Raw genomic sequence first — 13,429 nt, 5'->3', positions numbered from 1 at the left:
TCGAGGCGTCGAACCGCCGCGAAGAGGCCGGTACAGGAGACGGAAACCTAGCAGAATTTGCTGGTTATTTTTTCGCCAACGCCTTAGCTTAACGTTTTGCAACAATTGTTGAGCGAGGTGTGTGATGTCGATGGAAGTGTGGTTGGGCTTCTTTGCCGCGTGCTGGGTGATCAGCCTGTCGCCGGGTGCCGGGGCGATTGCCTCGATGTCCAGCGGGCTACAGTACGGCTTCTGGCGTGGATACTGGAATGCCCTGGGCCTGCAACTGGGCCTGATCGTGCAGATCGCCATCATTGCCGCCGGCGTCGGCGCCATCCTCGCGGCTTCCTCCACCGCCTTCCAGATCATCAAGTGGTTCGGTGTGGGTTATCTGGTCTACCTGGCCTACAAGCAATGGCGTGCACTGCCCATGGACATGACCGATGAATCGGGCGTGCGCCCGATCGGCAAGCCGCTGAGCCTGGTGTTCCGTGGCTTCCTGGTCAACGTCAGCAACCCCAAGGCGCTGGTGTTCATGCTGGCGGTGCTGCCGCAGTTCATCAACCCGCACGCGCCGCTGCTGCCACAGTACATCGCGATCACCGTGACCATGATCTCCGTCGACATGCTGGTGATGGCGGGTTACACCGGGCTGGCTTCGCGGGTGTTGCGCCTGCTGCGCACGCCCAAGCAACAAAAGCGCCTGAACCGTACCTTTGCCGGGTTGTTCATCGGCGCGGCGACCTTCCTCGCCACCCTGCGCCGGGCGCCGATCTGATCGAATCCCGGGGCTGCCCTGCAGCCCCGGTCATTTCTGCTTGTCCACCAACCCTCTGAGCAAATCGACCGGCAACGGAAAGACGATGGTCGAGCTCTTGTCCCCGGCAATCGCCCCCAGCGTCTGCATGTAACGCAACTGCATGGCCCCCGGCTCCTTGCTGAGCATCTGCGCCGCCTGCATCAACTTCTCCGACGCCTGCAGCTCGCCTTCGGCATGGATCACCTTGGCCCGCCGTTCCCGTTCGGCCTCCGCCTGACGGGCGATGGCGCGGACCATCGATTCGTTGAGGTCGACATGCTTGATCTCGACGTTGGCGACCTTGATGCCCCAGGCATCGGTCTGTGCGTCCAGTACCTGGCGAATGTCCGAATTCAGCTGCTCGCGCTCGGCCAGCAGTTCGTCCAGCTCGTGCTTGCCCAGCACCGCACGCAAGGTTGTCTGCGCCAGCTGGCTGGTGGCGACGAGGAAGTCCTCGACCTGGATGATCGCCTTCTGCGGGTCGAGCACACGGAAATACAGCACCGCATTGACCTTTACCGACACGTTGTCGCGGGTGATCACATCCTGTGGCGGCACATCCAGCACCACGGTACGCAGGTCGACCCGGACCATCTGCTGGATGACCGGAATCAGCAGGATCAGCCCCGGCCCCTTGACCTGCCAGAAGCGCCCCAACTGGAATACCACGCCACGCTCGTACTCGCGCAGGATGCGGAATGCCGACAGCAACAGCATGGCCAGCACGATCAGCACGGCACCGAAACCCACTTGCATGAACATCGTCAGTCTCCTTGCGCCGCGGGCGCGGCAGCGCTCACTTCCAGCATCACGCCATGGCGTGCCATGACCCGGACGTTCTGCCCGGCCTGTAGCGGCGTGGTGCACTGGACTTGCCATTGTTCGCCCTGGGCCTGTACTGAACCACAGAACGGGTTGTCCGCCATCACCTGGGTGACCGTCACCAGGCTACCGACCAGGCCGGCGTCACCGCTGACCAGCGCCCGTCGTCGCGCCTTGATGGCCATGCCCAGCACACCGCCTATCAGCAGCGCCGAGAGCACGGCGAGGGTGGCGATCAGCGCCAGCGGGATACCGAAACCTGGAGCGTCGGTGTCGATCAGGATGACCGCACCGACCACGAAGGCGACGATGCCGCCAAAACCGACCACGCCGAAGCTGGGCAGGAACGCCTCGGCGATCATGAAGGCGATACCGAGCAGGATCAGCGCCACGCCGGCGAAGCTCACCGGGAGCAGCTGCAGGGCATACAGTGCCAGCAGCAGGCAGATGCCACCGACCACGCCGCCCAGTGCCGAGCCGGGGTTCATGAACTCGAACAGCAGGCCGTACACCCCGATCATGATCAGGATCAGCGCCACACTGGGGTTGGTGATGACAGCCAGCAGGCGCGTGCGCCAGTCCGGCAGATGCTCGACCAGGGCGGCATCGCGAGTTTGCAGGAGCTGCGGCTGGCCGGCGGCGACCAGCGTCTTGCCGTCGAGCTGACGCATCAGGTCGGGCAGGTCGTTGGCCACCTGGTCGATCACCTTCAGGCGCAGCGCCTCACTGGCCGACAGGCTGACCGCTTCGCGCACCGCCTGTTCCGCCCAGTCGGCATTGCGCCCGCGCAGTTGGGCCAGGCCACGGATGTAGGCAGCGGCATCATTGACCTGTTTGCGGGCCAGGGTCTGTTCGTCGTCGCCGGGCTTGGCCTTGTCATCCTTCGGCAACCCGGGTGGCCCACCGATCTGCACGGGCGTGGCGGCGCCGAGGTTGGTCCCCGGGGCCATGGCGGCGACGTGGCTGGCATAGAGGATGTAGGTGCCGGCGCTGGCGGCACGGGCGCCGCTGGGGGCGACGAAACTGACGACCGGAACCGGGCTTGCGAGAATCGCCTTGATCATCTGGCGCATGGCACTGTCCAGCCCGCCGGGGGTGTCCAGGCGCAGCACCACCAACTGGGCACCCTGGGCCTTGGCCTGTTCGAGGTTGCGCACCAGGTAGTCGGCACTGGCCGGGCCGATGGCGTCATCGATGCCCAGTACCCAGACGCTACCGGGCGCTGCCAGGCTGGCCTGGGCCAGGCCAAGCAGCAGCAACAGCAGCAGGCAGCGGCAACATCGAGTGATCACCTGTCGTCACCTCGTTGACCTCTCTGCTTGAAGTTTAGCCATGCCTGCCGGCCCAAGGCCTAAAATTGGAACTTGGGGGGCGAAACCGGAGGTGCATCATGCGTATGGCCAAGACCCTGCAGCAGCGCCTGGACCAGGCCAACTGCGATTACGACATCATTCCCCACCCACACTCGGCCACCAGCCTGGAGTCGGCGCGCACGGCTGGCGTACCTGCCGAGCGGGTGGCCAAGTCGGTCATGCTCGACGACCGTCATGGCAACTACATCATGGCCGTGCTACCGGCCAACCGGCATATGGACATGAGCAAGGTGCGCATGTCCGGTGCCTGGCAACTGACCCGCGAAAGCGCCTTGCCGATGCTGTTCGGTGATTGCGAAAGGGGCGCCATCCCGGCAATGGGTGACGCCTATCAGATCAAGATGCTGCTCGATTCGAGCCTTACCCGTCAGGGCGATGTCTACCTGGAGGCGGGTGACCACGATCACCTGATCCACATGAGCATGGAGCAGTACCTGCTACTGGTACCGCAAGCCGAAGTACGCGAGCTGTGCTGATGTTCTCAAGCCAATGCCGGGCCGGCGTCGTGGACGGCCAGCCCGGCACACAGGAGGAACCATGGACGCACCGATCCATCCATTCGCCGAGCTATTCAAGCAGCTGGGCCTGCCCGACGATGCGCAGAGCATTGACCAGTTCATCACCAGCCATTCACCGTTGAAGAACGAGACCAAGCTGGTGGATGCACCGTTCTGGACCGACTCCCAGCGTGCCTTCCTGAATGAATGCATCATTGAAGATGCCGATTGGGCGGAGCCTTTCGATCAACTCAACGAAGCGCTGCGCCGCCCCCGAAAATAAAGTGCCGAGCGGCACCTGACGAGTGATTGGCCGTTGCTATGCTCAGGGAAAACAAGAGGGGTTTGCGTGATGAAAGATCCCTACGCACCAGGTTTCTGGTGCTCCGTGACGATCCTGGGCACCCTGACGGCCGGTTACTTCTACGGCATCCGCCACACCCAGCAGATGAACCAGGCGATACAGTTCCTCTACGCTGCCGCCGCCGTCACGGGTGCGGTCGCGCTGGTGGCGCTGACCTGGATTGCCTGGCAGCAGTTGCGCCTGAACAAGCGCGAAGTGATCCAGGGGCGAACATTGCTGACCATCTGGAACACCAAAGTTGCGCTACGCCGCGTCGAGACGGTGTTCGACCGCTACTTCTGGGGCAGCTACTGGCATTCCGGGCGCACCTTCGAGGAGGTGATGGGCGAGCTCAAGGGCACCCCGCTGGAGCAGAGCCTGGATGCGCTGAAACGCCAGTGCCGGGCGCTCGACCGGGAAATCCACGACCATCACCATCACTGGCTGGCCAATGCCCGCGACTTGTCCAGTGTGGCCACGGCCATGGCCCGCGAGCGTTATCAGCTGGACCTGTGCGAGCCGTCGAGCAACGGCCATGGCAACACCGCCGTGCTCAATCGTGACCTGGAGGTACTGGTGTACACCTGGTCGGCGCGCCTGCGCAGTTTCGACCATCAGCTGGACGAACTGGAGCGCGCCTACCACTGAGGCCCGGCTATTCGCCGCGGATGTACTGCTCCAGCTGCTTGATCAGGCTGGCCTGTTCGGCGATGGTTTCCTTCACCAGGTCACCGATCGACAGCAGCCCGAGCAGCTTGCCGTTTTCGACGACTGGCAAGTGGCGCAGGTGGCGGTCGGTCATCTGCTGCATGCAGTAATCCAGATTCTTCTTCGGCTCCACCGTGATCACGGGTGCGCTCATGATCTCGCGCACCGGCGTGGCGGCCGAGGAGCGGCCCTTGAGCACCAGCTTGCGCGCATAGTCGCGCTCACTGACGATCCCCACCACCTGGTCGTTTTCGACGACCGGCAGGGCACCGACGTTTTTCTCCGCCAGCAGTTTCAGGGCGTCGAGCACCGAGTCATCCGGGCCGATGGTGTACACGGTCTGGTGCTGGGACTTGGTCTTGAGGATTTGTTCGACGGTCTTCATACGGGCCTCTGCGGGTGAAAAAGACGAGCGCTTGGAGTAAATAAAGCATCCGGCACGCCAGCCTGCACGGCAATGCAGGAAACGGCATGGAGTCGATTGAAAAACGTCATGGTCAAGGCACACCAGTGATTGCATCAGGTGTGTTCGACGTTGTGGCCAGGTGCCCTTGCTGCTCCAGCCCCTGCATGAAGCCGACGACATGTTGGGCGATGACCACCGGTTGTTCCTCTACCGCGAAATGTCCGGCATCTATCAGGTGAATCTGGGCTGCGGGCAGGTCTTGCCTATAGGCCAGTGCGCCATCGCTAACGAATGCTGGGTCATTCTGCCCCCAGACCACCAAGGTCGGTGGCTGCCGTTTGCGCAAAAACGCCTGCCACTGGGGATAGGCCTCGATACTTTTCCAGTAGTCCTGAAACAACTGCACTTGAGCCTGCTGCCGCGAGGGCTCGGCCAATGTCAGCAGGTCGTGGGTCCAGGCATCGGGACTGATGCGTTCTGGGTGCATGGCCACATCACGCAGATATTGCTGGTTGATCACGCCTTCGGCAGTTGTCAGGCCGTACAGGCGCAGCAGGTTGGCGGCCGAGCGGTCGCGATGAGCTTGTTCGAAGAACGTCAGGCGTGTGGGTGTCAGGCCTTGCAGGTAGGCATTGGCATTCTGCACCACCAGTGCTTGCAGACGCTCCGGTTGCAGCTGCATCAGGCGAAAGCCCACCGGCGCACCGAAATCCTGGATGTAGAGGCTGTATTGGCGTAGTCCGAGTCGCTCGGTGAATGCGGCGATATGCTCAGCCAGCCGGTCAAAGGTATAGGGCGCTTGCTGGGGGGCGAGAGGGGCACTGTAACCCGAGCCAAGGTAATCGGGCGCAATGATGTGATAGTGCCCTGAGAGTAGTGGAATCAGCTCGCGGTAAGTATGTGATGACGAGGGAAAACCGTGCAGCAACAGCAAGGTGGGCCTGCTGGCGTCACCTGCCTCGCGATAGAAGGTGTGCTGTCCGTCTATCTCGATGCTGCGGTAGTAGGTCTTGTGCGGCCAGGCAGCAATCGGCTCGCTGGCGTTGGCCAGGGAAGTCAGAAACAGCAACATCAGGCAGGTGAAAAGGCGATACATGGCGTGCCCTCGTAGGCGCGGAGATGGACGTACATCTTTCCAGCCCCACGCCTGGCCATGCAGGTTGCCAACACCGCTCTGGCGTGTGAGACACGTCCGAGAGTGGTGTTGGCGGATTGAAAAGCGTCATCAGAACGCGCTGCTGGCGAGAGAGCGGGTACACACGTTGGAGAAGGAAAAGGGATGGGCGGACTTCAAATTTTTCAGAATTTGCCTACGAAAGCTGCCCTCCCACGGCATCGGAATTCGAATTTACCCATCGCAATCAAAGGCTTAATTTCCACTACTAACTGAGATCCTCACGCCCGTGGTGCCGCGCACACGGGCGTTGATCTTTCTGGGGTGGAGAATGCTCGCGATGGAAAACAAGAAGTCATGGAGAACTCACAATTACCCAGGCGTAGCGCGTTGCAAGATGCCTTCATTGCCTTGGTTGAAATTGCACTGGCCCGCCGTCGCTCCGCTGACCACAGGGTAAATGATGAAGGTGTGCCTGCGTTCTCGTATTTGCTCACGCCTAAGCAGTTTGATCGTGTCAGGAAGATCTGCAAGGAGAAGGGCTGGGATGTGCCCAATCAAAGAGGCGTTCTCATTGATCTGGAAGCGGTCGCTCATCCTTTGGATGCGCGGATGACCAAAGATCGATGTACGGTTGAGGAGGTCTTGGAAATTCTGCTTGCGGCCTATTCGCCGCTAAGCCAGGTTGGCTTGAACAAGCCCAAGCATGCACAAGCGATCGTCTTCAATACGCGACAGAAAGTTCGCATTGGCAAAGCGCGCTTTTATGCAGTCGCCGTGGTCAGGATACGAGTTCAGGGAGGTAGAAAGTACTTGGCCCCGGTTACTGCATATCATGCAACCGAGGCCAAGATCAGGAATATCAGCTGACTACGCGGAAGGACGGCTTTGGAGGCGAATCTCCCACACTCAAGTGGAACGACTCATGTTGCCTGCAATCTCCCTTCATATGACCCCAGTATTCCGGGGCCTTCGCAGCACCGCCGACAAATTTTCTGCTGTCGTCGTAGTCAGGGCCAATGGTAGTTGGATGGCTACGCCGCTGCAAGCATTGCTCAAAGCTTAGGCATCTGCCCGATCCGCGCCACCATCTCGCTCACCACCTGCAGGTCGAGCATGAATTGCTCCACGGTCTTGAACTCGTTGTCGTTGTGCCCGGTGTACTTCACATCCGGCATGGCCAGGCCGAACTGCACGCCGTTAGGCAGGTCGTGCACTGACGTCGCGCCGGCCGAGGTGCCGAACGCGTGCTTCATGCCCAGGTTCTCGCTGGCCACATCGAGCAGCGCCTTGACCCATTCGCCTTCGGGGTTGCGGAACATCGGCTCGTCGAGGCTGTAGTCGAAGGCGACCGAGGTGTGGCTCTGACGGGTCCATTTGCCCAGCTTGTCGGCCAGTTGGTCCTTGAGCGTGGCCAGCGGCTTGCCTTTGGGGATGCGCAGGTTCACGGCCAGCTTCAGGCCCTTGGCATCCACGCCGACGAAGGTCAGCGAGGTGGTCAGCGGGCCCATGAACGTGTCCTCGAAGCCGATGCCGAGCTTCTTGCCCAGGTAGTCCAGGCCCCAGTTGTCGGCGGCGTAGCGGGCGGCATCGGTGAAGTGGTTGTGCTTGAGCGGCACTTGCTGCCCCAGGCCATTGAGGAAGTCGAGCATGCGGGCCACCGGGTTGACGCCGGACTCTGGCTCCGAGGAGTGGGCAGAAACGCCGGTCACGGTGAGTAGCACGTTCTTGCCGTCGACCTTGGCGTCGATGCTGAAATCATTGCCATTGCGCTTTACGTAGTCGGCGCCGGCCATCTCCAGGCGCTTGGCCAGTTCCGCCGGGTTATCCGCCACCAGGGTCGCCACCGACGTGGTCGGAATCTGGTTGGTCGCCAGGCCGCCGGTCAGGTTGACGATTTCCGCGCCCTTGCCCGTGGCCGGGCGTTTGCTGAAGCTGGCCATGACCGTGCCGTAGCCTTTCTCGGCAATCACCACCGGGTAGCCGCCATCGAGTGCCAGGTTGTAGTCGGGGGTAGGGTTGCGCTCGAAGTAATAGGGGATGGCGTCGCCGCTGGTTTCTTCGGTGGTGTCGATCAGCAGCTTGAACTGCCGGGCCAGGGGCAGGTTTTCGTCCTTGGCCACTTTCAGCGCATACAGCGCGACGATGATGCCGTTCTTGTCATCCTCGGTACCACGGCCGTACATGCGGTCGCCGACCAGGGTGACCTTGAACGGGTCGAGGCGGGTGCCGTCGGCCAGCTTCCAGTTGTCCGGGTTGACCGGCACCACGTCAGCGTGGGCGTGGATGCCGACCACTTCCTTGCCTTCGCCCAGCGTAATCTCGTAGACGCGGTTGTCGACGTTGCGGAAGGCCAGGCCGAAGCTCTCGGCCAGGGCCTTGATCTTGTCGGCAATCTTCAGGAATTCAGGGTTTTCGTGCTGCGGTACACCGTCGACACTGAAAGTGGGAATGGCCACCAGTTCACGCAGGTTTTCCGTGGCGGCCTTGGCGTACTTGATGCGGGTGTACAGGCCAAGCAGGCGGTTGATCTCGTTCTGCTGCTCGGCGGCGAGCGGCTTGCCGGCCAGGTAGGCGTCGAGGGTGGCAGCGAGGTTGTCGGCCTTGGCCAGGTCGCTACCTTTGAGTTTGCCGAGGAATTGCTTGAAGTCGGCCGGGTTGCTGCCGTCGAAAGCTTTGACGATGGCGGCAGACTGTTGCTGGGTCAGGTTGGCCTGGGCCGGTTGGGTGAACAGGCCGATGCTGGCCAGCAGCAGGGCGGTGGAGGTGAGCTTTTTCAGGTGCATGAGCGCGCATTCCTTCGCGAATCATTGTTGTTGGGTACCCGTCGGAAACGGGAAGGGACCCACGCTAACATCAATGACCCATGGCACGGGAGAGCCTGGAACGCGACATGTCGCACAAATGAAAAAGCCCCGGGAGTGATCCCAGGGCTTTCTGATATGGCGCACTCGGCGGGATTCGAACCCACGACCCCTGCCTTCGGAGGGCAGTACTCTATCCAGCTGAGCTACGAGTGCAACGCGCACGCATGATACCCATCTGATTCGGCGGCGTCCATCGCCTTGATCTATGGCTGTTTTTCCACCGTGGCCGGTTCAGGCCAGCGAAAATCCATCTATCCATATGCGATATCAGTATTTCCTTACGAGTTCTTATGCCCTCTATGCTCTGGTCACAACTTGTTATAACAAGTCATCGATCAGCGAAGAGATCCCATGGCCGAACTGCTCCCTCTGTCCCCGGTACCGCTCTACACCCAGCTCAAGGAATTGCTGCGCGAGCGCATCCTCGACGGTACGTATCCACTGCATAGCCGCATGCCCTCGGAAAGCGAGCTGGGCAAGGCGTTCGAGGTCAGCCGCATCACCGTGCGCCAGGCGCTGGGTGATCTGCAGAAAGAAGGGCTGATCTTCAAGATCCACGGCAAAGGCACCTTTGTCGCCAAGCCCAAGGCGTTCCAGAACGTCAGCACCCTGCAGGGCCTGGGCGAGTCGATGACGCAGATGGGCTACGAGGTGATCAACCGCCTGCGCAGCTTCCGTCATGTGCCGGCCAATGCGCTGGTCGCCGCGCGGCTGCAGGTCGAAGAGGGCAGCCTGGTCACCGAGATCCGCCGGGTACGGCTGATCAACCGCGAGCCGGTGTCGCTGGAGCTGACCTGGTTGCCCAAGGCCGTCGGCGAAAAGCTGGAAAAGGCCGACCTGGTCACCCGCGACATCTTCCTGCTGCTGGAAAACGACTGCGGCATCGCCCTGGGGCATGCCGACCTGGCCATTGACGCAGTGCTGGCCGACAGCGACCTGACCCAGGCGCTGGAGGTGGAGGAGGGTGCACCGATCATGCGCATCGAGCGCCTGACCCACGCCGCCGACGGCACGCCGCTGGACTTCGAACACCTGTACTACCGCGGCGATGCCTTCCAGTACCGCCTGCGTATCGACCGCCAGAGGGGGAGCAAGGCATGAGCATCGAAACCCAGGACTACGACATCATCGTCATCGGCGGTGGCACCGCCGGGCCGATGGCGGCGATCAAGGCCAAGGAGCACGACAAGCACCTGCGCGTACTGTTGCTGGACAAGGCCAACGTCAAGCGCAGCGGTGCCATCAGCATGGGCATGGACGGCCTGAACAACGCCATCATCCCTGGCCATGCCACACCCGAGCAGTACACCAAGGAAATTACCGTGGCCAACGACGGCATTGTCAACCAGGCCGCCGTGCATGCCTATGCCACCCACAGTTTCGAGACGATCGAGCAGCTTGACCGCTGGGGGGTGAAGTTCGAAAAGGATGAAACCGGCGACTACGCGGTGAAGAAGGTCCACCACATGGGGGCGTACGTGCTGCCCATGCCCGAAGGCCACGACATCAAGAAGGTACTGTACCGCCAGCTCAAGCGTGCCCGGGTCGAGATCAGCAACCGCATGGTCTGCACCCGCGTGCTGCTCGATGCCGAAGGTGCCGCTGCCGGTGTACTGGGCTTCGATTGCCGTAGCGGCGAGTTTCGCGTGGTGCGGGCCAAGGCGGTGATCCTCGCCTGCGGCGCCGCCGGGCGCCTGGGCCTGCCATCGTCGGGTTACCTGATGGGCACCTACGAGAACCCGACCAATGCCGGCGACGGTTATGCCATGGCCTACCATGCCGGCGCCGAGCTGGCCAACCTCGAGTGCTTCCAGATCAACCCGCTGATCAAGGACTACAACGGCCCGGCCTGCGCCTACGTCACCGGCCCACTGGGTGGCTACACCGCCAACAGCCAGGGTGAGCGCTTCATCGAGTGCGACTACTGGAGCGGGCAGATGATGTGGGAGTTCCACCAGGAGCTCGAAGGTGGCAACGGCCCGGTGTTCCTCAAGCTCGACCACCTGGCCGAGGAAACCATCCAGAACATCGAAGAGATCCTGCACAGCAACGAGCGCCCCAGCCGCGGCCAGTTCCATGCCGGGCGTGGCACCGATTACCGCCAGCACATGGTCGAAATGCATATCTCCGAGATCGGCTTCTGCTCGGGGCATTCGGCCTCGGGGGTGTGGGTCAACGAGAAGGCCGAGACCAGCGTCAAGGGCTTGTATGCCGCCGGTGACATGGCTGCGGTGCCGCACAACTACATGCTCGGCGCGTTCACCTACGGTTGGTTTGCCGGTATCAACGCCGCGCGGTACGTGGCCGGGCGCGAACTTGCCGAAGTCGATGTCGAGCAGGTCGAGCGCGAGCGCGCACGGGTGTTCGCCCCGCTGCAACGTGAGCATGGCCTGCCACCGGCGCAGGTCGAGTACAAGTTGCGGCGCATGGTCAACGACTACCTGCAGCCGCCCAAGGTAACCAGAAAGATGGAAATCGGCCTGGCGCGCTTTGCCGAGATCGAGCGTGACCTTGCGCAGATGAAGGCCAGCAACCCTCACGAACTGATGCGTGCAATGGAGGTTTCGGTGATCCGCGACTGTGCCGAGATGGCGGCGCGCGCCTCGTTGTTCCGCGAGGAAAGCCGCTGGGGCCTTTATCACCATCGGGTGGACTTCCCCGAGCGCAACGATGGCGAGTGGTTCTGTCACTGCCATCTGAAAAAGGGCGAAAACGGTGAGATGACCAGCTTCAAGAAGGCAGTCGAGCCATACCTGATCGCTCTGGATGCCGAAGAGCAGACTGCCTATGACCGGCTGCGGGTGCGAGCCGACGCAGCCTGAACAAAACAGAGGGCCGAAGGCCCCAAGGACCCCGTGAAATGGCCTACCAGCCCCAGGAAATCTTCTTTCGCAGCAGCGCCCCGGTGACCATCGACGAAGAAAAGTGCATCGCCGAAAAAGGCTGCACCGTCTGCGTCGAGGTCTGCCCCATGGACCTGCTGGCGATCAACCCGGCCACGCAAAAGGCTTACATGGCCTTCGACGAGTGCTGGTACTGCATGCCCTGCGAGAAAGACTGCCCCACCGGCGCCGTCAAGGTCGACATCCCGTACCTGCTGCGCTGATTCATCCCCGTCATCCGCCGCCAAGGATCGCGCCATGAGCGAACGAAGCACCGACAACCCCGAGATTCTCGAACTGCTGCCACGCCTCGAAGCCGACGATGCGGGCGTGCGACGCATTGCCTTGATCGAACTGGCCGACCTGGAAGACCCTGGTGCCTTGCCATGGCTGACCGATGCCCTGTTGGTCGATGGCGCCGACGAAGTGCGCGCCGAGGCCGCGCGCCTGCTGGAAGCCTGGGAGGAACCAGAAGTGGTACAGGCCTTGTGCGCCGCACTGGCGGATGGTGCCGAAGCGGTACGCCTGGCCGCCGCACAGAGCCTCAGCGAGTTGAAGAGCCCGGAAGCTGGCCAGCTGATTCTGCCGTGGACGATTCATGCCGATGCCTTTGTCCGCGCCAGTGCCTTGCGCGCCCTGCGCGAGCTGCGTCTGGAAGATGCCGCCCGGCCTGCGTTGAAGGCACTGGAGGACCAGGACGCGGCGGTGCGGCGCGAAGCCGTGGGTATTCTGGGGTGGCTCAAGCACGAGCCCGCGCTGCCTGCCCTGGCAAAACTGGCCGAGCACGAGCCCGACACCGAAGTGCGTCGTGCCGCGATTGGTGCCTTGGGGCTTGCCCGTGACCTCGCCGTCTTGCCGGCGCTGGTTGGCGCCTTGCGCGACCCCGCCTGGCAGGTACGCGAAGAAGCCGCGACGACGCTGGGCAAAGTTGGCCATGCCCAGGCGGGGCCGGCACTGGTGGAGGCATTGGACGATGGCTTCTGGCAAGTGCGCTTGCGCGCAGCCCGTTCGCTGGGCCGCCTGCGCCACGCCGAAGCGCTGGATGCCCTGGCCGATCTGCTTGGTCATGACATCGCCAACCTGCGCAAGGAAGCTGCGCTGGCGCTCGGCGAGCTGGGCCTGGCCCGCGCCTTGCCGGCGTTGCAGGTGGCTGAAGCGGATAGCGATCCGGAAGTACGCAAGGCCGTGCGCATTGCCTTGGCGCAGCTGCGCGGAGCTGCTTGATGAACAGCCCGAGCGCAATACGCAATCAGCGCGAGCCCGGCTTGCTGACTTTGCAGTGGGCCGAGACCGAAGCAGTCATCAGCCATGCCCGGCTTCGCGGCGCCTGCCCCTGTTCGCAATGCCGGGCGGCGCGCTTGCAGGGGCGGGTGTCGGTGGCAAGTGCCGACGTGCGCGTCGAGCGGGTTGTGGCGCAGGGGTATGGCGTGCAGTTGGTGTTCAGCGATGGGCATGAACGAGGTATCTATCCCTGGGCCTACCTGCGCGATCTCGGCTGAACGGACAACGTCAATGGCATTGCTGGCACGGTCTCTGTAGGAGCGGGCTTGTCCCGCGAACACCGGCAGAGCTGGTGCCAAACACCGCAGAGCATGGCACCGGCGTTGCCGGTGTTCGCGGGGCAAGCCCGCTCCTACAG

General features: G+C 62.4%; 15 protein-coding genes and 1 tRNA gene. 10 read left to right on the top strand and 6 right to left on the bottom strand.

Annotated elements, in window-relative coordinates; translation table 11 throughout:
* Window positions 1–124 precede the first annotated feature (124 nt).
* A complete protein-coding gene (locus J7573_RS20485; RefSeq protein ID WP_294339673.1) occupies window positions 125–757 on the top strand; it encodes a LysE family transporter in 633 nt (210 codons plus the stop codon).
* Between the two features lie 30 nt (window positions 758–787).
* Here J7573_RS20485 and J7573_RS20480 read toward each other — a convergent pair whose 3' ends face one another.
* Together J7573_RS20480 and J7573_RS20475 are read right to left on the bottom strand one after the other, a co-directional pair.
* On the bottom strand, window positions 788–1,540 hold the full coding sequence (locus J7573_RS20480; protein WP_294339671.1) for a slipin family protein: 753 nt from the start codon (window positions 1,538–1,540) through the stop codon (window positions 788–790).
* A 2-nt stretch (window positions 1,541–1,542) separates the two neighbouring features.
* Complete coding sequence (locus tag J7573_RS20475) at window positions 1,543–2,892, bottom strand: nodulation protein NfeD (protein WP_294339668.1); 1,350 nt, start codon at window positions 2,890–2,892, stop codon at window positions 1,543–1,545.
* Window positions 2,893–2,990: 98 nt separating this feature from the next.
* Here J7573_RS20475 and J7573_RS20470 point away from each other — a divergent pair, with 98 nt between their 5' ends.
* The 3 genes from J7573_RS20470 (at window position 2,991) to J7573_RS20460 (ending at window position 4,461) form a co-directional block, all read left to right on the top strand.
* Window positions 2,991–3,449, top strand: coding sequence for a YbaK/EbsC family protein (locus J7573_RS20470; RefSeq protein ID WP_294339666.1), 459 nt, complete (start codon window positions 2,991–2,993; stop codon window positions 3,447–3,449).
* A gap of 61 nt (window positions 3,450–3,510) precedes the next feature.
* Window positions 3,511–3,753, top strand: coding sequence for a DUF2789 domain-containing protein (locus J7573_RS20465; RefSeq protein WP_294339663.1), 243 nt, complete (start codon window positions 3,511–3,513; stop codon window positions 3,751–3,753).
* Window positions 3,754–3,822: 69 nt separating this feature from the next.
* Complete coding sequence (locus J7573_RS20460; protein ID WP_085678504.1) at window positions 3,823–4,461, top strand: NADH:ubiquinone oxidoreductase subunit N; 639 nt, start codon at window positions 3,823–3,825, stop codon at window positions 4,459–4,461.
* Between the two features lie 7 nt (window positions 4,462–4,468).
* Here J7573_RS20460 and J7573_RS20455 read toward each other — a convergent pair whose 3' ends face one another.
* Together J7573_RS20455 and J7573_RS20450 are read right to left on the bottom strand one after the other, a co-directional pair.
* Window positions 4,469–4,906 (bottom strand): CBS domain-containing protein, encoded by a 438-nt coding sequence (locus J7573_RS20455; RefSeq protein ID WP_110637902.1) that lies wholly within the window; start codon window positions 4,904–4,906, stop codon window positions 4,469–4,471.
* A gap of 112 nt (window positions 4,907–5,018) precedes the next feature.
* Complete coding sequence (locus J7573_RS20450; protein ID WP_294339651.1) at window positions 5,019–6,023, bottom strand: alpha/beta hydrolase; 1,005 nt, start codon at window positions 6,021–6,023, stop codon at window positions 5,019–5,021.
* A gap of 375 nt (window positions 6,024–6,398) precedes the next feature.
* Here J7573_RS20450 and J7573_RS20445 point away from each other — a divergent pair, with 375 nt between their 5' ends.
* On the top strand, window positions 6,399–6,911 hold the full coding sequence (locus tag J7573_RS20445; protein WP_294339648.1) for a hypothetical protein: 513 nt from the start codon (window positions 6,399–6,401) through the stop codon (window positions 6,909–6,911).
* Between the two features lie 185 nt (window positions 6,912–7,096).
* Here J7573_RS20445 and J7573_RS20440 read toward each other — a convergent pair whose 3' ends face one another.
* Window positions 7,097–8,827 (bottom strand): dipeptidase, encoded by a 1,731-nt coding sequence (locus J7573_RS20440; protein ID WP_294339647.1) that lies wholly within the window; start codon window positions 8,825–8,827, stop codon window positions 7,097–7,099.
* A 157-nt stretch (window positions 8,828–8,984) separates the two neighbouring features.
* Window positions 8,985–9,061: transfer RNA gene (locus tag J7573_RS20435), tRNA-Arg, on the bottom strand.
* 198 nt (window positions 9,062–9,259) lie between these two features.
* On the opposite strand from J7573_RS20435, the gene J7573_RS20430 reads away from it, so the two are divergent.
* Genes J7573_RS20430 through J7573_RS20410 form a run of 5 tightly spaced genes read left to right on the top strand, consistent with a single transcriptional unit; the run spans window position 9,260 to window position 13,289 of the window.
* Window positions 9,260–10,009 (top strand): GntR family transcriptional regulator, encoded by a 750-nt coding sequence (locus J7573_RS20430; protein ID WP_294339644.1) that lies wholly within the window; start codon window positions 9,260–9,262, stop codon window positions 10,007–10,009.
* Complete coding sequence (locus tag J7573_RS20425) at window positions 10,006–11,730, top strand: fumarate reductase/succinate dehydrogenase flavoprotein subunit (protein ID WP_294339642.1); 1,725 nt, start codon at window positions 10,006–10,008, stop codon at window positions 11,728–11,730. The genes J7573_RS20430 and J7573_RS20425 overlap by 4 nt, the downstream gene beginning before the upstream one ends.
* A gap of 38 nt (window positions 11,731–11,768) precedes the next feature.
* Window positions 11,769–12,014 (top strand): ferredoxin family protein, encoded by a 246-nt coding sequence (locus tag J7573_RS20420; RefSeq protein WP_294339640.1) that lies wholly within the window; start codon window positions 11,769–11,771, stop codon window positions 12,012–12,014.
* 34 nt (window positions 12,015–12,048) lie between these two features.
* Window positions 12,049–13,014 carry a HEAT repeat domain-containing protein gene (locus tag J7573_RS20415; RefSeq protein WP_294339637.1) on the top strand — a complete coding sequence of 322 codons (966 nt, stop codon included), beginning with the start codon at window positions 12,049–12,051 and terminating at the stop codon, window positions 13,012–13,014.
* Window positions 13,014–13,289: a gamma-butyrobetaine hydroxylase-like domain-containing protein gene (locus tag J7573_RS20410; protein WP_294339636.1), complete on the top strand. Its 276-nt coding sequence runs from the start codon at window positions 13,014–13,016 to the stop codon at window positions 13,287–13,289. The genes J7573_RS20415 and J7573_RS20410 overlap by 1 nt, the downstream gene beginning before the upstream one ends.
* The last annotated feature ends 140 nt before the right edge of the window (window positions 13,290–13,429 follow it).

The sequence above is a fragment of the Pseudomonas sp. genome, assembly GCF_017744435.1.
Classification (GTDB): domain Bacteria; phylum Pseudomonadota; class Gammaproteobacteria; order Pseudomonadales; family Pseudomonadaceae; genus Aquipseudomonas.
This window is presented reverse-complemented; position numbering and strand designations above follow the sequence as displayed.